This window comes from Candidatus Nitrosopumilus sp., assembly GCF_965262695.1.
Classification (GTDB): domain Archaea; phylum Thermoproteota; class Nitrososphaeria; order Nitrososphaerales; family Nitrosopumilaceae; genus Nitrosopumilus.
Genome location: NZ_OZ253550.1, coordinates 1,107,992 through 1,127,279, shown reverse-complemented (window position 1 = coordinate 1,127,279; position 19,288 = coordinate 1,107,992). Strand labels below are relative to the sequence as shown.

Annotated in this window: 24 protein-coding genes and 1 tRNA gene; 24 read left to right on the top strand and 1 reads right to left on the bottom strand. The window is 34.1% G+C overall.

Going from position 1 to position 19,288, the window contains the following annotated elements; genetic code table 11:
* The first annotated feature begins 17 nt into the window (after positions 1-17).
* The 13 genes from ACQY2P_RS06895 to ACQY2P_RS06835 all read left to right on the top strand — a co-directional run bounded on the left by ACQY2P_RS06895 (position 18) and on the right by ACQY2P_RS06835 (position 11,988).
* Complete coding sequence (locus ACQY2P_RS06895) at positions 18-1,181, top strand: thiolase domain-containing protein (RefSeq protein ID WP_428325923.1); 1,164 nt, start codon at positions 18-20, stop codon at positions 1,179-1,181.
* 1 nt (position 1,182) lies between these two features.
* Positions 1,183-1,548: a Zn-ribbon domain-containing OB-fold protein gene (locus ACQY2P_RS06890; protein WP_428325922.1), complete on the top strand. Its 366-nt coding sequence runs from the start codon at positions 1,183-1,185 to the stop codon at positions 1,546-1,548.
* A 70-nt stretch (positions 1,549-1,618) separates the two neighbouring features.
* Positions 1,619-1,780, top strand: a complete 162-nt coding sequence (locus ACQY2P_RS06885) for a hypothetical protein (RefSeq protein WP_428325264.1) — start codon at positions 1,619-1,621, stop codon at positions 1,778-1,780.
* Between the two features lie 137 nt (positions 1,781-1,917).
* Positions 1,918-4,086, top strand: a complete 2,169-nt coding sequence (gene nrdD, locus ACQY2P_RS06880) for an anaerobic ribonucleoside-triphosphate reductase (protein WP_428325921.1) — start codon at positions 1,918-1,920, stop codon at positions 4,084-4,086.
* A 204-nt stretch (positions 4,087-4,290) separates the two neighbouring features.
* Positions 4,291-6,942, top strand: coding sequence for an adenosylcobalamin-dependent ribonucleoside-diphosphate reductase (locus tag ACQY2P_RS06875; protein WP_428325920.1), 2,652 nt, complete (start codon positions 4,291-4,293; stop codon positions 6,940-6,942).
* A 46-nt stretch (positions 6,943-6,988) separates the two neighbouring features.
* Positions 6,989-8,113, top strand: a complete 1,125-nt coding sequence (locus ACQY2P_RS06870; protein ID WP_428325919.1) for a hypothetical protein — start codon at positions 6,989-6,991, stop codon at positions 8,111-8,113.
* Between the two features lies 1 nt (position 8,114).
* Positions 8,115-8,783, top strand: a complete 669-nt coding sequence (locus ACQY2P_RS06865) for a ribosome biogenesis protein (RefSeq protein WP_428325918.1) — start codon at positions 8,115-8,117, stop codon at positions 8,781-8,783.
* Between the two features lie 22 nt (positions 8,784-8,805).
* Positions 8,806-8,879: transfer RNA gene (locus ACQY2P_RS06860), tRNA-Gly, on the top strand.
* Positions 8,880-8,967: 88 nt separating this feature from the next.
* Complete coding sequence (locus tag ACQY2P_RS06855) at positions 8,968-9,234, top strand: ribonuclease P protein component 4 (protein WP_428327278.1); 267 nt, start codon at positions 8,968-8,970, stop codon at positions 9,232-9,234.
* Positions 9,235-9,265: 31 nt separating this feature from the next.
* A complete protein-coding gene (locus ACQY2P_RS06850; RefSeq protein ID WP_428325917.1) occupies positions 9,266-9,718 on the top strand; it encodes a 30S ribosomal protein S19e in 453 nt (150 codons plus the stop codon).
* 7 nt (positions 9,719-9,725) lie between these two features.
* The gene (locus tag ACQY2P_RS06845) at positions 9,726-10,007 is read left to right on the top strand and encodes a DNA-binding protein (protein WP_428325916.1); all 282 of its coding nucleotides are present in this window, start codon (positions 9,726-9,728) and stop codon (positions 10,005-10,007) included.
* A 42-nt stretch (positions 10,008-10,049) separates the two neighbouring features.
* The gene (locus ACQY2P_RS06840) at positions 10,050-11,126 is read left to right on the top strand and encodes a zinc-binding dehydrogenase (protein ID WP_428325270.1); all 1,077 of its coding nucleotides are present in this window, start codon (positions 10,050-10,052) and stop codon (positions 11,124-11,126) included.
* A gap of 7 nt (positions 11,127-11,133) precedes the next feature.
* The gene (locus ACQY2P_RS06835) at positions 11,134-11,988 is read left to right on the top strand and encodes an HpcH/HpaI aldolase/citrate lyase family protein (RefSeq protein WP_428325915.1); all 855 of its coding nucleotides are present in this window, start codon (positions 11,134-11,136) and stop codon (positions 11,986-11,988) included.
* A gap of 1 nt (position 11,989) precedes the next feature.
* On the opposite strand, the gene ACQY2P_RS06830 is transcribed toward ACQY2P_RS06835, so the two are convergent.
* A complete protein-coding gene (locus ACQY2P_RS06830) occupies positions 11,990-12,601 on the bottom strand; it encodes a transcriptional regulator (RefSeq protein ID WP_428325914.1) in 612 nt (203 codons plus the stop codon).
* 52 nt (positions 12,602-12,653) lie between these two features.
* On the opposite strand from ACQY2P_RS06830, the gene ACQY2P_RS06825 reads away from it, so the two are divergent.
* The 11 genes from ACQY2P_RS06825 (at position 12,654) to ACQY2P_RS06775 (ending at position 19,288) form a co-directional block, all read left to right on the top strand.
* Positions 12,654-13,004: a response regulator gene (locus tag ACQY2P_RS06825; protein ID WP_428325913.1), complete on the top strand. Its 351-nt coding sequence runs from the start codon at positions 12,654-12,656 to the stop codon at positions 13,002-13,004.
* A gap of 57 nt (positions 13,005-13,061) precedes the next feature.
* Complete coding sequence (locus ACQY2P_RS06820) at positions 13,062-13,205, top strand: hypothetical protein (protein ID WP_428325912.1); 144 nt, start codon at positions 13,062-13,064, stop codon at positions 13,203-13,205.
* A 61-nt stretch (positions 13,206-13,266) separates the two neighbouring features.
* The gene (locus ACQY2P_RS06815; RefSeq protein ID WP_428325911.1) at positions 13,267-13,971 is read left to right on the top strand and encodes a tetratricopeptide repeat protein; all 705 of its coding nucleotides are present in this window, start codon (positions 13,267-13,269) and stop codon (positions 13,969-13,971) included.
* Positions 13,972-14,023: 52 nt separating this feature from the next.
* Entirely contained in the window at positions 14,024-14,608 is a 585-nt protein-coding gene (locus ACQY2P_RS06810; protein ID WP_428325910.1) for a riboflavin synthase, read from the top strand.
* Between the two features lie 78 nt (positions 14,609-14,686).
* A complete protein-coding gene (gene ribB / locus ACQY2P_RS06805) occupies positions 14,687-15,352 on the top strand; it encodes a 3,4-dihydroxy-2-butanone-4-phosphate synthase (RefSeq protein ID WP_428325909.1) in 666 nt (221 codons plus the stop codon).
* Positions 15,353-15,354: 2 nt separating this feature from the next.
* Entirely contained in the window at positions 15,355-15,771 is a 417-nt protein-coding gene (gene ribH / locus ACQY2P_RS06800; RefSeq protein ID WP_428325908.1) for a 6,7-dimethyl-8-ribityllumazine synthase, read from the top strand.
* On the top strand, positions 15,768-16,520 hold the full coding sequence (locus ACQY2P_RS06795; RefSeq protein WP_428325907.1) for a GTP cyclohydrolase IIa: 753 nt from the start codon (positions 15,768-15,770) through the stop codon (positions 16,518-16,520). The genes ribH and ACQY2P_RS06795 overlap by 4 nt, the downstream gene beginning before the upstream one ends.
* Entirely contained in the window at positions 16,514-17,704 is a 1,191-nt protein-coding gene (locus ACQY2P_RS06790) for an amidohydrolase family protein (RefSeq protein WP_428325906.1), read from the top strand. Before ACQY2P_RS06795 ends, ACQY2P_RS06790 begins: the two co-directional genes overlap by 7 nt.
* Positions 17,691-18,347: a 2,5-diamino-6-(ribosylamino)-4(3H)-pyrimidinone 5'-phosphate reductase gene (locus tag ACQY2P_RS06785; RefSeq protein ID WP_428325905.1), complete on the top strand. Its 657-nt coding sequence runs from the start codon at positions 17,691-17,693 to the stop codon at positions 18,345-18,347. The genes ACQY2P_RS06790 and ACQY2P_RS06785 overlap by 14 nt, the downstream gene beginning before the upstream one ends.
* Before the next feature lie 36 nt (positions 18,348-18,383).
* Positions 18,384-18,638, top strand: coding sequence for a hypothetical protein (locus ACQY2P_RS06780; RefSeq protein WP_428325904.1), 255 nt, complete (start codon positions 18,384-18,386; stop codon positions 18,636-18,638).
* Positions 18,639-18,730: 92 nt separating this feature from the next.
* Positions 18,731-19,288, top strand: coding sequence for a hemerythrin domain-containing protein (locus ACQY2P_RS06775; protein WP_428325903.1), 558 nt, complete (start codon positions 18,731-18,733; stop codon positions 19,286-19,288).

The following is a 19,288-nucleotide window of genomic DNA, read 5'->3' as shown; positions in this document are numbered from 1 at the left end:
TATAGGGACTTGGGTCAGTGACATTTGTGGAAAAGGTTTGTGTTCTTGGCGCAGGAAGCACCAAGTATGGAAAATTAGCAGATAGTATTGCTGATATTACTACTCAGGCATCCGTTGCAGCCATAGAGAGTGCTGGAATTTCTCCTAAAGACATCAAAGCATCATACATCTCAAACGTATTTGGAGTTGCAGACAAACAGGTACACATTGGTCCTGTTTTGATGAGCCGATTAGGAATTCCCGACAAACCATCATTAACAATAGAATCTGCATGTGGAAGCGGTTCTGTATCATTTAGAGAGGCATATGCCAACGTTGCAGCCGGATTTTATGATTGTCTTTTAGTTACTGGTGTTGAAAAAGTAACTCATACTGGAACTGAATGGACAACAACTTACTTTGCATATTGTTCAGACTTTTTCTATGAAGGTCAAGCTGGTGCATCATTCCCAGGATTGTTTGCATCAATGGCTAGAGCTTACATGACAGAGTTTAACACAACTGAAGAAGACTTTGCAAGAGTTGCAGTAAAGAATCATGATAATGGTGTACTAAATCCAAAAGCTCACATGCAGAAAAAAATTACTGTTGATGATGTATTGAATTCTGCAGTAGTTGCAAGTCCACTAAAACTATTTGATTGCTGTCCATTTTCAGATGGAGCAAGTTCTGTAATTCTATGTTCTGAAAAGTTTGCAAAAGAACATGGTGGTGATTATGTTGAATGTATTGGTTCTGGTCGTGGTGGTTCTCCTGCTGCATTGCAAGGACGTGATCACATGACAACAATCCCAAGTACAAAACTTGCAGCAGCTGATGCATACAAGATGGCAGGCATTACTGCAAAAGATGTAGACTTTGCAGAAGTCCATGATTGTTTTACAATTGCAGAAGTTGTTGACACTGAAGACTTGGGCTTCTTTGAAAAAGGAAAAGGTGTTGAAGCAGTTCGTGAAGGCAGAACAAAATTAAATTCTGATATTTCTATTAATCCCTCAGGCGGTCTTAAATCAAAGGGACATCCAATTGGAGCTACTGGTGTTGGACAAGTAGTTGAAGTATATGATCAATTAACTGGAAACGCTGGTGAAAGAACCGTTAAAGATGCAAAGATTGGTTTGACTCATAACTTTGGTGCAACTGGCGCAAGTTGTGCTGTTCATGTTTTCCAGAGTGTATAAAATGTCCATTGAAGAACAAGTAATTGAAAACGCCAAAAATGGTAAACTTCTAACTCACAAATGTACTGATTGTGGATTTATCCATCTTTCTACGGCCTACTTTTGCCGAAAATGTGGTAGTAAGGGATTTGAAGATGTGCTTTTGGATGGTGTTGGAGAAGTTGCTACCTATACCATAATTACTGTGCCTCCTGCAGGCTTTGAAAAATACACCCCATACGCTTTTGTCGTGCTCAAACTAGATAATTCAGATTTGAGAATTTCAGGATTTATGGGCGGAATTGCTACTCCTGCTGATCTTCCAGTTGGAACCCCAGCCAAAATCACTGGTTTTGATGAACGAGGAATCGTCATCGAAAAGCAGTAAAAATATTTGTTTGAATTATTAAAAAAAATCAGAATCGATTTTTAATTATTTTGCAATACTGATCATTTTCATGTCAGTAGAAGTAACATGTGGAAAATGTGGTGAAAAGATTACAAACATGAAGATGTTAAAATCTCTAAAAGATGTAATGAATTCTTATGGTGGAAAATGTCCGTCATGTGGACAAAAACTCTCTACATCCGAGTTTTCATTAGATGTTCAAGAAAAATAATCTCTCATATTTGATCTTTTTTTACAATTTTTAAAAATTTGATCTAAAATCTTTCTATGCATTTAGAAAATTGATCAAATTTGATCCAAAACCATACTGTCATAAGTCTTAATTAGTGCGTTTTTTTAGAAAAGTACATGAAAATGAGTGACGAAGAATTAGAAATGGATCTAGATGGTGATCTAGATGCAGATGTGGATGATGATCTAGATGCAGATTTAGATGATGATTCAGATTCTCAGAAACGTGGTGGAATTTTACAATCTACATCAAAACGTGTTAGAATGATCTTCTCTGTAATGGCAAGTCCTAACAGAATTGATATTTTGAGAATTCTAAATTCAAAAGGTCCTCTGACTTACTCAGAATTAAAATCCCTAGCTGGATTCAAATCAAAAAAAGAGAGTGGAAAATTTGCATACCACTTGAGAAAATTACTTAGACAATCACTTGTTGCATTAAACAAATCTGAAAGACGTTACACAATTACAAATCTTGGAAAATTAGTTTTAAGCTTAGCCAGACAAATTGAAGAAAGATCAATTATTGAAAGCGGAAAGATGTATGTTAGAACATCACATGAATCAATTGAGGAATTTAACTCCCACAAAATTATTCAATCCTTGGTGCGTGAGGGTAGCCTTCCACTAGAGTTAGCACAAAAAATTACTGAAGAAGTTGAAAATAGAATTTACAAATATCAAACTACCTATCTTACAGGCTCACTTATACGAGAAATGGTAAATTCTGTATTGCTTGAGCACGGTCATGAGGAATACCGCAACAAGCTTGCACGCCTAGGCTTACCTGTATTTGACGTTCAAGAGATGATTACTAACCTCGATAATGTCGATAATGGAGCAGAAGGTCTCTTGTTTAAAACAGGCCAAAGAGTTTTTGCTGAACATCTTCTTACAAACATCTTACCAAAAGATGTAGCTGACTCTCATCTTTCTGGTGACTTACACATTGCAAATCCTGGAATTTGGTCAATGATACCTGATACAATATTTGTTAATGTTAAAGAGTTAATTGAAGATGGAATTGATCTTGGTGGAAAGTATCTTGATGTTTCAAGAATACCTGCATCAAAACAACTCGATGAAATTACAAGTGCATTGTCTGTTGTAATTTCACTTCTTTCAAAGGAAGCTTCAAATGAAATTGTACTTGATGGCTTAGTTTCATTGTTCTCAAAACATTCAAAGTCACTTCCAGAACTAGAACAAAAATTAACTGCAGCATTTGCAACTGCATCTACAACTTCTAAATACAATAAATCAAGTACTAATGTTTCAATTAGATTACAATTAGGTTCTGATACAAAGATAATTAATTCAATTATCAACGCATACAAAAATTATACAAAACTAACACCAATTCCAAAAATTGGTTTAATCATAGATAATGAAAAAGGAAAGATCGCTGATGTTTCAGCAGCTGCATCAGAAATAATTTCACTTGGTGGAAAAGTAATGTTTGCTAAAGGACAAACATCAAGTCATGGTGTTACCAATGGATCAACTAAGAACTCTGGACCACTTTCAATTATGCTTGAATCAGTATCAATCAATCTTCCAAGATTAGCCTTTGAATCAAACAAAGATGAAACTTACTTTAGAGCAAGATTGGCATTGTTGATGAAACCAGCTTTGTCTTCAATGGCATTAAGAAAGAAAGACATTTCAGATTTGACCAGACGTGGGTTGAATCCAATTTTGGCCAAAAATACACAATACATGCAAAAAAGCAATGTTTCTCTTGTAGTTAATTTAGTTGGTCTCAAAGAGGCTGTCTTTAACATCCTTGGATTCCAGGACAATAAGGAAGGACGTGAGATCCTTCACAAGGTAATTGAGACTGCAGTCGACGTTGGAGCCAAAAAAGGCAAAGAATTAGGTGATTCTGTGGCTATTTGTATGACTGAGACTGAGAGTTCTACACGCTTTGCAACCCTTGATGGTGAGAAATATGGCAAGAATTCCTCCCTAAACGCTATGGACGGAGATTCATACTCTGAAGGAATTACTATTGATGCCTCTGAAGTTACTGATTATACTGCTAAGAGTGAGCCGATTTCTGAATGTAACAAACTTACAAAGTTGCTAAACGGAGGCTTGTTTGTAACGCTAAAAATTGGTAAAGATGCAAAGCCTGCAGAAATCAAAAAAGCAATTGAGAAGACATCTGAACTTACAACTTCATTCAAACCAGTTCAAGATATTGCAATCTGTGGTGAGTGTGGTTTCAAAGATGAACCATTTGAAGACAAGTGTCCAAAGTGTAAGTCTCCATATGTTGTCTGAAATTCATAATTGAAAAACTAGTTACGATCATTTTTGAAAACTTTTTGATCTGTTTCAGACCGATGCGATCATCGTCTATTGCAGAAGTTATGCCATTATGAAGTTCATAGTAGCATTGTCAATTTTATTGAACCGAACTTTTAGACAAAAACTGACAAATCATTTATACCCGCATTGATCATAACCCTCTACGGGGAGATTATAATGGATAATTCACAAATAGAAAATACGATCAATGAGATCCGTAAGCGCAGTGGCGCAGTAACGGCTTTCAATAAAGATAAAATTTCAAATGCCATTTTCAGGGCATTGGCTGCCACCTCTAAAGCCGACCGTGGCCTAGCCGATCAGTTAGCAGATAACGTTGTTAACAAATTAGTGGAACAAGGATTCACTAGTACTAGAACTCCTACAGTTGAAGATATTCAGGATATTGTAGAGTCTACTTTGATTGATAGCGGTAATAGCGATATTGCAAAAGCATACATCGTTTATCGTCATGAGAGAAGAAAACTCAGAGACGAAAAAATGAAGGTCTTAAATCTAAAGGCCCTAGATCCAGTTTCCAAAAAGTTTGACTTGAATTGTCTTAGAGTCTTGGCATCAAGATATCTTTTCAGAAATGGAAAAAATGAGATTATTGAATCTCCAACTCAGATGTTTGAGAGAGTCGCAATACTTGTCGGAATTGGTGATCTCATGTATGATTCACAAGTCTTTGACGTATCTGGAAACTCAAAACAAGATGTAGAAGAAGCAAAATCTTATCTTGAAAAACTAGATGCCTTTGATTACAAATTCAAAGTTGGAGACTATTTCTTCAACAAATGGCATTTTAGATCACTCATCAACCATTACGTAACCCTTTCAAACAAGGGTCAGATGAAAGTAAGCTTCAAAGAACTTTTGACACTGCTTGCAGCAAAGAAACTTGACAGCTATGCAGACAAAATCACTGAATACTTTGATCTGATGGTTTCACAAGACTTTTTGCCAAACTCTCCAACAATGATGAATGCAGGTGGTAGACTCGGTCAACTTTCTGCATGCTTTGTACTTGGAATGAACGATGGCATGGAAGAGATCATGAAATCAACTTCTGATGCAGCATTAATCTTCAAATCCGGTGGCGGAGTTGGAATCAATTACTCTGATCTTCGTGAAGAAGGTGACATTGTAGCATCAACATCCGGTGTTGCATCAGGTCCAGTATCTTTCATGAACATCATTAACACTGTAACTGAAGTTGTTAAACAAGGAGGAAAGCGACGTGGTGCAAATATGGGTATCATTGAAGCATGGCATCCAGATGTTGAAAAATTCATCACAAACAAAACAGAACCTGGTGTTTTAGAAAACTTTAACGTCAGTGTTGGTGTTTGGGAAGACTTTTGGCATTCACTTGTAAACACTAGTGACGGTAACTATGTTTTACGTAGTCCACGTGACAAAAAACCAGTTAAAGAAATTAACGCACATCAACTAATTGACTTGATTGCATTGTCTGCATGGAAGAGTGCAGAACCTGGTTTGATCTTCTTTGATCAAATTAACAAATACAATGTATTTGCAAAAGCAAGACAAGCACCATTACGTGCAACAAACCCTTGTGGTGAACAAAGTCTTTACCCATACGAATCTTGTAACCTAGGTTCTATCAATTTGGTAAATCTCGTAAAGAGACAAGCAGATGGAACCTATGAATTTGATTGGCAAAGATATGAAGAGACAATCAGAAAGACTACTAGATTCCTTGATAACATCATCGATGTTAATCACTACCCAGTTCCAGAGATTAACGTAGCATCAAAAGAATCTCGAAGAATTGGATTAGGTGTAATGGGAGTAGCAGATCTCTTGTACAAACTGAGAATCCCATACAATTCTAAGGAAGGATATGAATTACAATCCAAACTCTCTGAAGCCCTAACATACTATTCCATGGAAGAAAGTGTAGCCCTTGCAAAATCTCGTGGTGAATTCCCACTATGTTCAAAGACTGAGTATCCTGAGGGAAAGATTCCAGTTGCAGGCTATTATGAAAAACCAAAAGAATCCCACTCCTATGAATGGGATGCATTAATTGAAAAAATAAAACAATATGGAATAAGAAACGTCCTGACAACAACAGTAGCCCCAACAGGTACCCTGTCAATGATTGCAGACTGTTCAAACGGAATGGAACCTGCATTTGCATTGGTATTTGAAAAGAGAGTTACTGTAGGAAGATTCTTCTACACAAACAAAATTGTCGAACAAGTCCTAAAAGAAAATAATCTGTACACTGATGAAATTCTTGCAAAGATTGCAGATAATTATGGTTCATTGAAGGGAATTGATGAAATTCCTCAATGGATGCAAGATGTCTTTGTAACTGCAATGGATATTCACTGGTCTGACCACTTGATGGCTCAAGGTGTATGGCAAGACTGGATTGGAAATGCAATTGCAAAAACAATCAACATGCCATATGATGTAACTGCAGAAGATGTAAAATCTGCTTACCTGCTAGCACATGAAATTGGTCTCAAGGGTATCACAGTTTATCGTGATGGCTCTAGACACAAACAAGTGCTTCACATGACAAGTGAAAATGCAGAAAAAACATTTGATGTTACTCCAAGTGAACATGTAACAGATTATGTTACAACACAAATTACAAACTCCTACATCAAATCACAAGTTAATGCAGCACTTGCATTAAAAGTACATGACGAGGAAATCAAATCTGAACCAATCCAACAAGAAGAGGTTTCAGAAGATCGTCTATGTCCAACATGTAAGAACAACCTTGTATTTGTAGAAGGTTGCAGCATCTGCATTGAATGTGGATTTAGTGGTTGTACTTCTGGATAAATACCAGAATCACAACTTTTTTACTTTCTTTTCTTTTTGAGTTCGTATGGATAAGAAGATTCTAGGCGTGGCTATAGGCATGGCTGTAGTCATAGCAATTGCAGCTGGAGTTTTTAGTGTTGATGATGCTCCTATCTCTGAAGTTACTTCTCAAAAGACTAATGAGAAAATTGGTCTAGTGATAAATTCCCCAAATCAATCTGTAACATTACAAGAACTAGATGAAATCTATTCCACTGCATCTGAATCTGGAATTGGAAGAAGCAATGTCTATATTTTCTGGAATTTGATTGAACCAGAACGTGGTGAATACAATTGGCAATACTCTGATGCCTTGATGAGCTTTAACCAAAAAAATGATCTCAAAGTAACACTTTACTTTTCAATAATTAATGGAGAAACACTAGGACCATTTCCAAATTGGATTGGAAAGCCACCTATTCAATCATTAAATGAAGATAGAGTTGTCAGCATTCTTGATGCAATATTGTCTAGATATCATATTGTTGACACTGTAATTCTTGCAGGCGAAACAGAATCTCAATTCAGATACTATGAACAAAATATTCCTCCTTACAAAGAATTGTTTACTGGAATATATGATAAAATTAAAGAAAAACATCCTGATGTAAAAATTGGAAATGCATTTGCTTTACACCAAGTTTTGAATAAGGATCTGCAAAATATTGTGACTGACTTGGATGTTGGTGATTTTGTTGCATTTACTTATTCTCCTGTAGATACTGTTGGTGATATGGTCAAAACCCCACAACAAGCAAAAGAGGAATTACAAGAAATCATTGATTTAACCGGTGACAAAAAAGCTGCAATTTTTGAGATTAGTTGGAGTACCTCTGATTTTGTTGGGGGTAATGAGGATTCTCAGACTGAGTTTTTAGAAAAATCATTTGAATTTTATGCAGAAAATGAATCAGAATTAGAGTTTTTCACTTGGTACAGGCAAAATGACAAGCCTGATGGAACCTGTTCTTTTGAAGCACAAGAGATTGGAGAAGACAAACTTACCGTAGGTGGTTCAGGTTTTGGTAGTAGTGAGCATGTAATTGAGAGATTAAACCATTATGTCTGCAATGCTGGATTGTTTGATGATAATGGTAATCCCAAACCAGGTTGGAATGAATTTAAAAATCAAATTCAAATGTTAAACTAAAATGATTTCCATAGTTTTAGCTGAATCTACATTAGAGCTTGTTCCATCTGAATTGAAACATCATCCATCAGTAATTTCTCATGCAAGAAAATTGGGAAAACTTTCATCTGAAATTCTATTAGATAATTCATGGCACTTTGCAGCAATGAAAGGAATCAACAATGAATTAAAGAGAGGCAGACCTGATCTTGTACATTTTTCAATACTTGAAGCTACAACGATTCCACTTTATTTAAAAAACAAAATCAAACTCTATGTTCATACAATTGATGATAAAGTAATCCAATTTGGTCAAAACGTACATGTACCAAAATCTTATCATAGATTTGCAGGACTAATTGAAAAATTGTATAGAGAAAAAAAGATAACAGCAAATAATGATACACTACTTGAAATTAAAAACAAAACCTTCTCAGAACTAATTGATGAAATACATCCATCAAAAATAATTGGATTTTCTACCAAAGGCACTCAAAATTCATATGAAAAAATTGCAGGAGAGATCAATAATGATTATTGTCTTGTATTTGGAGGATTTCAAAAAGGACATTTTTCAGATTCTATTGAAAAACAATTCACTCAAATGTATTCTGTTGGTGATGAATCCTTTGAAGGTCATACTGTAGTTGCCAGAATGCTCTATGAGTACGAAAAAACCATTTTTATGTAGGCATCAAAATTTGCATTTTGTTGCAGTCATAGTATAGCCTGGTTAGTATTCGGGGTTTCCAACCCTGTGACGCGGGTTCGAATCCCGCTGACTGCATTTCTTTGATTTCAATAAGAAGTAATTTTTAGGTGTAATTTTAGAAATTATTGTGAAACCTGCAGTAAGAAAACTTGCAATGGAGCGAATGCAAATTCTAATAAAAAATGCAATTAGCAATGCAAGAACTGATCCTGAACTTTCTCAACGTCAAGCTCTTCTTGCTCGTAGAATTAGTACTAGACACAAAATTCGAATGCCTTATGAACTTAGGATGGTTTTTTGCAAAAAATGCAAATCATTCATTGCACCTGGAGTAAATTCTAGAATTCGTTTGGGTAGGGCATCTGTCAAGTCGATCAGAATATCTTGCTACTTGTGTGGGCACACGTATCGCAAAATAATATCTCAATGATTTATAAGACGATTCTCGATTTTTTGTCTTCATGGCAAAGGTATACGATGTACCCGCAGATGTATTGATAGGAAAACTAGCTGATACTCTAAAAAATGAAGATATTCCAGCTCCTTCTTGGATTCCATTTGTAAAAACCGGAGCTCATGCTGATAAACCACCACAAAACCGTGATTGGTGGCATACTAGATGTGCTTCAATTATGAGAAAAATTTACCTTCATGGCCCAATTGGAATTAATGAATTAAGAAAAGATTATGGTGGTGGTAAACCATCTGGATATGGTGCAGCTCATCACAAAGATGCTGGTGGTGCAATTATTAGAAATGCTATTCACGGATTAGAAAAATTAGGTTATTTAGAAAAAGTTGAGAAGAAAGGACGTGTAATTTCTAAACAAGGTATGCAAAAACTTGACAGATTATCAACAGAAATTCTAAAAGAAATGATTGTTGAAAATCCTCAATTGAAAGTTTACACTTAGATTCAAAATGAGTTTTCCTGAATCAAACGATCAACCTCAAGACAATACAAATCATGAACTAGCTGCACAAAAAGAACAAATTCTAAAACAGATTCTTGTTCCTGAAGCAAGAATGAGATTAAGCAATATCAAAATGGTAAAACCCGAATTAGCCGATCTTGTTGAACAATATCTGATAGGAATGGCAACTCAGGGAAAAATCCCTGGTCAAATCACAGACGATCAATTAAAGCAAATTTTACTTTCCACACAGCAACCAAAACGTGATTTTAAATTCAATCGTGTCTGATCTCAGATAAAATATAATTATGGGTAGGCAGCCGGTTATTTTATGAAAGCCGTTGTATACAATGAATATGCACCAGATGATAATTACGCTAAGATCCTCAAAGTCCAGGATATAGACGAACCAAAACCAAAACCAGATGAGGTAATTTTTACCAATAAAGCATCTGCCCTGAATTATAATGATATTTGGGGAATGAGAGGAGTTCCAGTAGCAGTTCCTCTCCCACACGTTTCAGGTTCTGATGTAGCTGGAGATGTTATCGCAGTAGGCGAAGATGTACAAAATTTCAAAGTAGGTGACAGAGTTGTCTCTCACTCAAACTTGGCATGCAGAGTTTGTAAAGCATGTACTGATGGAAGAGAATTTGATTGTACCCGCAGACAAGTTTGGGGTTTCCAAACTGGACCACTATGGGGTGCATACTCTGAACAAATTCATTTACCAGAAGTAAATGTTTCAAAAATTCCTGATAGTGTTTCATATGAAGATGCAGCAGCAGCTTCAATGACTCTTCTAACTTCATGGCACATGTTAGTTGGTAGAGCTAACATCACTCCCGGACAAACAGTACTCGTAATGGGTGGTGGTTCTGGCGTTGGAAGCTTTGCAATTCAAATTGCAAAATTATACAACTGTGATGTAATTGCAACTGCAAGTCCAGACAAATTAGATAAATGTCTAGAACTTGGAGCAGATCATGCAGTAGACCACAGAAAAGACGATTGGCAAAAAGAAGTCTTTAAAATTTCAAAAGAAATAGCAAAAACAAAAGGTGAAGCACCTGGAATTGATATTGCATTTGATCATATTGGTCAAACTCACTTCAACAAGCAACTAACCTTACTCAAGTATGGTGCATCTCTTGTTTCATGTGGTGCAACAACAGGTTATGATGCACAAATAGATCTTAGACACATATTCTTCAAAGGAATTAACGTCTTAGGTTCAACACAAGGAACAAAAGCTGAACTTGATCAAGGTCTTTACTGGATGGGTCAAGGAAAACTAAAGTCCATTGTTGACTCTGTCTATACATTTGAACAAGCCGCAGAGGCTCACACAAAAATGTTAGATGGTAAATTCTTTGGCAAAATCTTAATGAAGCCTGAAGGCGCTTAGTCATTTAATGACTCAGCTCTTCAGAAATCTCATTTTTGTTCCTGGGAATAATCCTAGATTTCTAGAAAAAGCAAAAAGACTAGAGGCTGACATTGTATGTTTTGATTTAGAGGATTCTGTTCCAGATAATGAAAAAACAAATGCAAGAAAACTAATCAAATCTGCTCTTAAATCTAGAAAATCATACAAATCTTCAATTTTTGTTCGCACAAATTCTCCTGTATCTGGAAAAATCCCATCTGATCTTAAAGAAATCGTTCAAAAGGGAATTGATGGAATTGTTATTCCTAAAGTTAACAATACCCAAGAACTAAAAAAAATTGAAAAAATTATTTCAGGATTAGAGAAAACACGAAAACTAAAACCAATCCAACTAATTCCTTCAATAGAGTCTGCAGAAGGTGTTGTTAATACATATCAAATTGCTTCTAGCAGTAAAAGAGTAGTTGCAGTAGTATTTGGCGTATTTGATCTTCTAAATGATATTGGTGTAGAATATACCAAAGATGCTGAAGGCTCAAAATATTCTAGAAGAAAAATTCCTATAGATGCACGCGCCGCTGGTGTATCTGCCATAGATGCTATTTGGCAAGATCTAAAAGATTCAAAGGGATTGGAAAAAGATTGCAAAATTGGAAAAAGTTTGGGTTATTCAGGAAAAAGCATCATCCACCCAGATCATATTTCTATAACTCACAAATTATTTCATCCAAACAAAGGTGAAATTGAATGGGCTGAAAAAGTCTGTAAAACTTACCTTGAATCAACAAAGAAAGGAAAAGGTGCTACTACTGTTGATGGAAAAATGATTGATGAAGTTCACTATAAACAGGCAAAAGCACTACTTGAGCTTGTAAAATAGTTCATTCTAAATTTTTAATTATATTTTTCATTGTTGTGCTTTTTTCAAATATCTGTTTAGGCACAATTCCACTGACTATGAGCTTTTCTTTTTTGGCATCTATCAAAATTTCTTGAAAAACACATTGAATTTTTGATATTTTTTTACTTTCACTTAGAACTTTTCCTGTCTCTATAAAAAATCCATTGATTAGAAGATTTTCTATTTTTCTATATCCTGTGGTTTTAGGTATTCCTGATTCTCTTAGAATTTCTGGTATGGTGTGTTCACTTTTTAGAATTGATATGATCATCTCCCTAGTCTCATCATCCCCAAACATGTCTAAAATAATGTGAACTAGTTTTGAATCAAGTATAGTTAGATTATAATTTTCTTTCACTTTTTTTACTTGAATAATTTCTTTTAGACATTCATTTTCAAATTCATTAATGTCTAATTCAGAATTTTTTTTAATAATTTTTAATAATGTTTGAAAATGTTCAGTTGCAAGTTTGATTGACATTCCATGTTCTAAAAATAATTCACGTTCAATTTTTTTTAGTGTATCTGCATCAATTTTTTTCTTGATTTTGGTGGGTAATGATATTGAAATTAATTTGTCTAATCCTGGCATATATGGTGTCTGGAGATCTAAAATATAAAGAACACATTTGTTTTATTAATTCATGAGCAAATCTGTTATTATTATTGATGATGATGAGGATACTGTTCGACTATTTTCTGAATTTCTTGAGGAAAAGGGAATCAATATTGTAGGAAATGGATTTGATGGTGTTACTGCAGTGAAACTGTATAAAAAATTGAAACCTGATGTTACTCTTATTGATATTAACATGCCTAATGGTTCAGGGTTTTATGCAATCAAGAAAATACAAGAAATCCAACCCAAAGCACGTATAATTGCAGTTACAGCTGATACTACAACGGCAACTGAAGAAAAATTACAAAAACTGAATGTAATTGTAGTTCAAAAACCCTTCAATATTGAGCACGTTATTTCAAGCATAAACACCTAATTCCCAGTTTTGGGACTCCTCACATAATGTTATATTATAATTCTCATACTTTTTCACATGGCAAAACGAGTAACAATAATGATCGATGATGACATTGATAAAAAACTTAGACTTCGTCAAGCAAAATTAATTCAACAAGAACAAGCCTCCTATAGTTATTCTAAAGTACTAAACGAAACCATTCGTAAAGTCCTAAAATAACTGAAGGATTACCTCTTTTCAGAATAGATTAAAGATAATGAAATTATTCTAATTATTAGAAATGGTTAATCTTCTAGATCCTAACAATGTCATAACTAGAATGTTTAATGCAGGAAAATATGAAGAGATGTATAATTACTGCAAGGGACTACTCGAAAAAATTCCTAATGATATGGTTGCACTTCAAAATATTTGCCTGTCTCTGATTTATCTGAAAAAATATCAAGAAGCTATATCTTACTGTGATAAGGTTCTTGAAATAAAGAAATCAGATACTTATGCATTAAAAAATAAAATCTATGCACTAGAAAGTTTGGGTGATTATCACCTAGTTTTAAAATTATGCAAAGAAATCCTTTCTTCTAATCCTAATGACTCTTGGGCATTAAACAGTATGGGTTTGTCATTAAATGAATTAAATCAACACAAGGAGGCACTTGAATACTATGAAAAATCACTTGCAATAGATCAAAATGATGTTACGGCTTTGATGAACAAGGCTATATCTCATAGTCACTTGGGAAATTATGAAATTGCAATAGAATTTTACGACAAGGCCCAATCAGTTGATTCTAGCCTCAAAGAGATACCTCTTGCAAAATCCAAACTATTTGAAAAATTAGGTGATAGTGATAACGCATTTCTGGCAGCTCAGGGAATTCTTAACAAAGATATGGAAAAAATCAAACTGGCAGCAAAAGAAAACAAATGTTCTCTCTTTCATCAAGTTTGTGAAAATGAATTTGAACAATTAGATTCAAAGTAATCTTATGAAAATTAACTAAATCATTTTATACGTGAATTTGTAGATGATTTTGATGTTTACAGGAATTGTTGAAGGAATAGGAAAAGTAGAAAAAATTTCTAAAAATACAAAAAATCGTAGTGCAGTACAAATGACTGTAAACTTGGGAAAGCATGCAAAAGGATTGAAAATCGGACAAAGTGTAGCACTAAATGGTGTTTGTCTTACTGCAACAAAACTCACAAAATCTAATTGTCTATTTGAAATGATTGAAGAAACAACAAAGAAAACAGATCTTGGAAATCTTGAAGTTGGTGGAATTGTAAACATTGAACGAAGCCTAAAGGCTGGAGATCGACTAGAAGGCCATTTTGTTTTAGGACATGTAGATGGTGTAGGAATAATCAAAAAAATTCTAAAAAAGCCCAAAGAAGTTCAAGTTTGGTTTGAAGTACCTAAAAAACTAGCAAAATATGTGGTCAAAAAAGGTTCTATTGCAGTTGATGGAATCAGTCTAACTGTCACTGATATTAAAAAAAATCTTGCGTCTGTTTCATTAATTCCTCATACAATTGAAGTTACAAATTTTCAAACAAAAAAAGTAGGCGACAAAGTTAATATTGAAACTGACATTCTTGGAAAATACATTCTAAAATAAACCTAATAACCTACCACTTTATTGGTAATTACCAATTTTTAAGTAAACTTTATAATCAGTTTGAGGATTTTCTGGTTTATGTCTCTTGAAACTGCATTACAATCTCTAAAAAGAGGAGAGTTTGTACTCTTGTTTGACTCTGCTGGGCGAGAAAATGAGATTGATATGGTAGTAGCAGCAGAATTTGTAACTCCAGAACATGTTGCTAGAATGCGTCAACATGCAGGTGGATTACTCTGCATTGCAATAGATAATCAATTTGCAAATTCACTTGAACTAAAATACATGCATGAAATTTTATCTGATTCTTCTATCTCAAATAAAGAAATGATTATGGGATTGGCCCCTTATGGTGATCATCCAACATTCTCCTTATCTGTAAATCATTATCAAACTTATACTGGAATTACTGACAATGATAGATCTTTGACAATACGTGAAATGGCAAATATCTACAATGTCGAAAACAAACAAAAAAAGTTTGTATCATCTTTTAAAACTCCAGGACACGTTCCCTTGTTGATTGCCTCAAAAGGTTTGTTAGCAGCACGTCAAGGCCATACAGAAATGTCTGTTTATCTTACACAACTTGCTGGTTTGACTCCTGTCACTGCAATATGTGAAATGATGGATGCTGAAACATATACTGCATTATCTGTTGATAAAGCAGAAAAATTTGCAAAACAAAATGGAATTCCATTGATTGATGGAAAAGAGCTATTAGAATACGCCAAGGTGCATTAATTTTGAACATTGCTTTAGTAGTTTCGGAATTCAATGACGAAGTGACATCTAGAATGCACTCAGTTGCACAAGAAAAAGCTGATTCTCTGAAATTGAAAATAACTCATACGTGTTCTGTTCCTGGTGCGTATGATATGCCCATAATTGTTGATGCTTTATTGCAAAAAAATGATGTTGATGCTGTAGTTACTTTAGGTGCCATTATCAAAGGACAAACTAAACACGATGAAGTTATTTCTCATGCTGCTGCTCAAGCTCTGACTGATTTATCTATAAAATATCAAAAACCTGTATCTCTAGGCATATCTGGTCCTGGAATGCAAGAAAGACACGCTCATGCTCGAATTAGACCTGTAGCTGAACGTGCTGTAGAGGCAGTAGTAAAAATTTCATCAGAACTAAAAAGGATTCAAAAATGATTCAGCTAAGTATTTTGAAAATAACAGGTTATGGTCCATGGACTTTAACTTTAGGCAGTGACAGAGAACATGAACTACAAATGCTTCAGGCCTCCTTGTACAAACAACTACAACAATTATTTTCCGAGAAAAATTGTCTTGTTTTTCTAAATAGATCTGACGAATTTTTTGTTGTTTCAAATGGTATTAGTTTAGAAGAACATATTCAAATTCAAAAAACACTTGAAAAATCATTTGAAGTACACCTTACAATTTCAATTGGTTTTGCTGAATCTCCATTTGAAGCAAATTTGAAAGCATATGAAGGAAAGAAAAATGAAATTGTTCTAGATAAACAATACAATATTTTTGGTTTTGTTAATGACACATCTAAATCCAAAGTTACTATCATGCATTTGGATGTTGATGATCTTACATCTCAAAGAACAACAAACTCTCCATATGAAATTTCATCAATAATTTTTCATTTATATTCAAAAATGTCAAAATATTTTCTAGAAAAAAACTCATTGACATTCTTTATGGGTGGTGATAACTTTATGGTAGTAGCAAGTGACGAAGGAAAAAATTCTGTACAGGATTTCATTAATATGATAAAAAACGATGATAAAATTTTTCTGAATTGTGGTATTGGTAATGCTCCTACATGTAGAGATGCTGTAAAATTAGCCACAAAATCACTTGATACAATTCGTGAAATTCGAGATTCAGGAAAAGAAAAACCTGAAGTTTATGAATTATCATGTTAATCAAAAATATTAGTCTCCTTTTAGGAAAAGAACTGGAATTTGTTTCAAAAACAAATGTACAAATTCAAAATGGTAGATTCAAACGAATTCAATCTAACATCAAACCTAGTGGCAAGGAAGATTCCATTGATTGCGAAGGTCTCTTAATGATTCCAGGATTCATCAACGCACATACTCACATTGGTGACTCGATTGGAAAAGATGTCACTTTAGATAGTTCGGTAGATAAAAAAATACATCCTGTTTTTGGTGCAAAATCAAAAATTCTAAAAAATACTCCTCCTGAGAATTTGTCAAATTTTATGAAAAATACGTGTCACTCAATGATTAGAAAAGGAATTACCACTTTTGTTGATTTTAGAGAAGGGGGACTAGATGGTGTTATTTTATTGAAAAAAACATTATCTGAAATTCCTATACGATCAATTATCTTAGGCAGAGTAGATTTTTACCAAAATTCTGTTGAAATTCTAAAAAATCTACCCCTCCCAAAAGAAAAAGCTCAGGAATTACCTTTGATTATTCAAAAATGTGACGGTATTGGTGTTAGTGGCGCAAATGAGAACAGTACTTCAGTTTTGAATCATTACTCAAAAACATCAAAGATTAGGGCAATTCATTCTGCTGAAACAAAACAAAGCGTTGCAAAATCTAAAAAAATGACTGGAAAATCTGAAACGATTAGAGCATTATCTCTAAAACCTCATTTCCTTGTTCATATGACTCATGCATCAAAAAGTGATCTTCATGTGGCAGCAAAAAAAATCCGAGGAATAGTAATTTGTCCAAGAGCTAATGCCTCCTTGGCTGAAGGAATTCCTGACATTACTTTGATGCAAAAATCTGGATGTATGCTGGCATTAGGCACAGATAATGTCATGATAAACTCGCCTGATATGTTCAGAGAAATGGACTATCTTTGGAAAGTTACGATGGGCATTCAAAAGAAAAGAATCAATCCTAAAGAAATCTTGAAAATGGCTACTGTAAATGGTGGAAAAATATTGAAAAAAGATATCGGAGTAATTGAAACTAAAAAAATTGCTGATTGTGTATTTCTCAACAAACATGCATTAGATTTAGAACCAATGCATGAGCCTTATGCATCAATTGTTCATAGAGCATCAGAATCTGTAATACAAGCAGTAATGATTGGAGGTAAAATTGTTCATGGAAAAATCTAGACCTCGTGTTATTCTGAGTGGAGCAATATCTGTTGATGGAAAAATTGCAACCAAAACAAATGACTCAAAACTTTCATCCAAAAATGATATTCAAAGACTTCATAAATTACGTTCAAATGTTGATGCAATTCTTATTGGCAAAAATACTGTGTCACGTGATGATCCTCAACTAACGGTTCGTTATGTTAAAGGAAAAAATCCCATTAGAATTGTTTTAGATTCTAAAGGAACTATTTCTAAAACATCAAAAATTTTAAAATCAAGTAGTAAAATTCCAACTATAATTGCAGTATCTAAACAGATTACCAAAAAAAATCTCGATAAACTACAGAAATTCCCTGTTGAGATAATTAATGTAGGTAATGATTCTGTCAATCTAAAATTATTATTGAAAAAACTCTCAGAAAAGAAAATCAAGACTATACTAGTTGAAGGAGGGGGAACCGTAAACTGGGAATTTGTCAAACAAGATCTTTTTGATGAAATGATACTAACTTTATCTCCGTTCTTGATTGGTGGTGATGATTCAATTTCTTATTTGCGTGGTACTGGATTTTCCAAAATTTCCAATTCGCCTAATCTTAGACTCAAATCTGTAAAGAGGCTCAAAAACCATCTAGTTTTACATTATGAAAAGCTCTAAGTTCTTATACTTTATTTCGAATACAACTACAAGAAATTGGCAGTAAAAAAGAAAACAACTAAAAGAAAAACTACCACAAAAAAGAAGGCTGTACCAAAAAAGAAAGCTGCACCAAAAAAGAAAGCAACTAAATCAAAAGCAAAAAAACCCGCATTTGGTGGATATGCTATTAGTTTTGCAGGTCGTACAGAAACTGCTGAACAAATATTTGGTAAAAAACCAATTGCTCCAAGTGAAATGACTAAAAAGATTTGGGCATTTGTAAAATCAAAAAGCCTTTCTAATCGTTAAACCCACTTGTTAACGATAAATCGTTAACACTTTCTATCTTTTAATTATTTTAAAAAATAAGATATAGATACTGGAAAAAATCTCAACTCAACATGTCAACTGCATCATTAAGACGTGATCATGAGTTAATTGAAAAAGTTGTCAAAGCAATGGATGCAACTATTCAATTATTAAATGAAAATAAAAAAATTCCTGAATCAATCTTACTACCTGTTATTGATTTTTCAAAAAACTTTACAGATGTTTGTCATCACAGTAAAGAAGAAAATTCTTTGTTCCCTGCATTAGAACAAGCTGGGCTGCCAAAAAATATGGGTCCTATCGCAATGATGTTAATTGATCATGAGCGTTCTAGAGAGATTGCAGCAAACATGGAATCTTCTGCAAAAGAATATCTTTCTTCAGGTGATTCTGAGAAATTAATTTCTGATATGAAACAGTATGTAGAACATATCACGGAACATCTTTGGAAAGAAAATAATCGACTGTTTATGATGGCAGAAGCTCGATTACAATATGTTGCACAGAAGGTAGATGGAGAATTAAATGAAATTGAAGCAGCAAAACTCAAGGATTTAGGGAAATCTCGACAACATTATGAAGATCTTGCCGAAAATCTCACACGAGATGTTGCTGAGCAAGGAAATTAG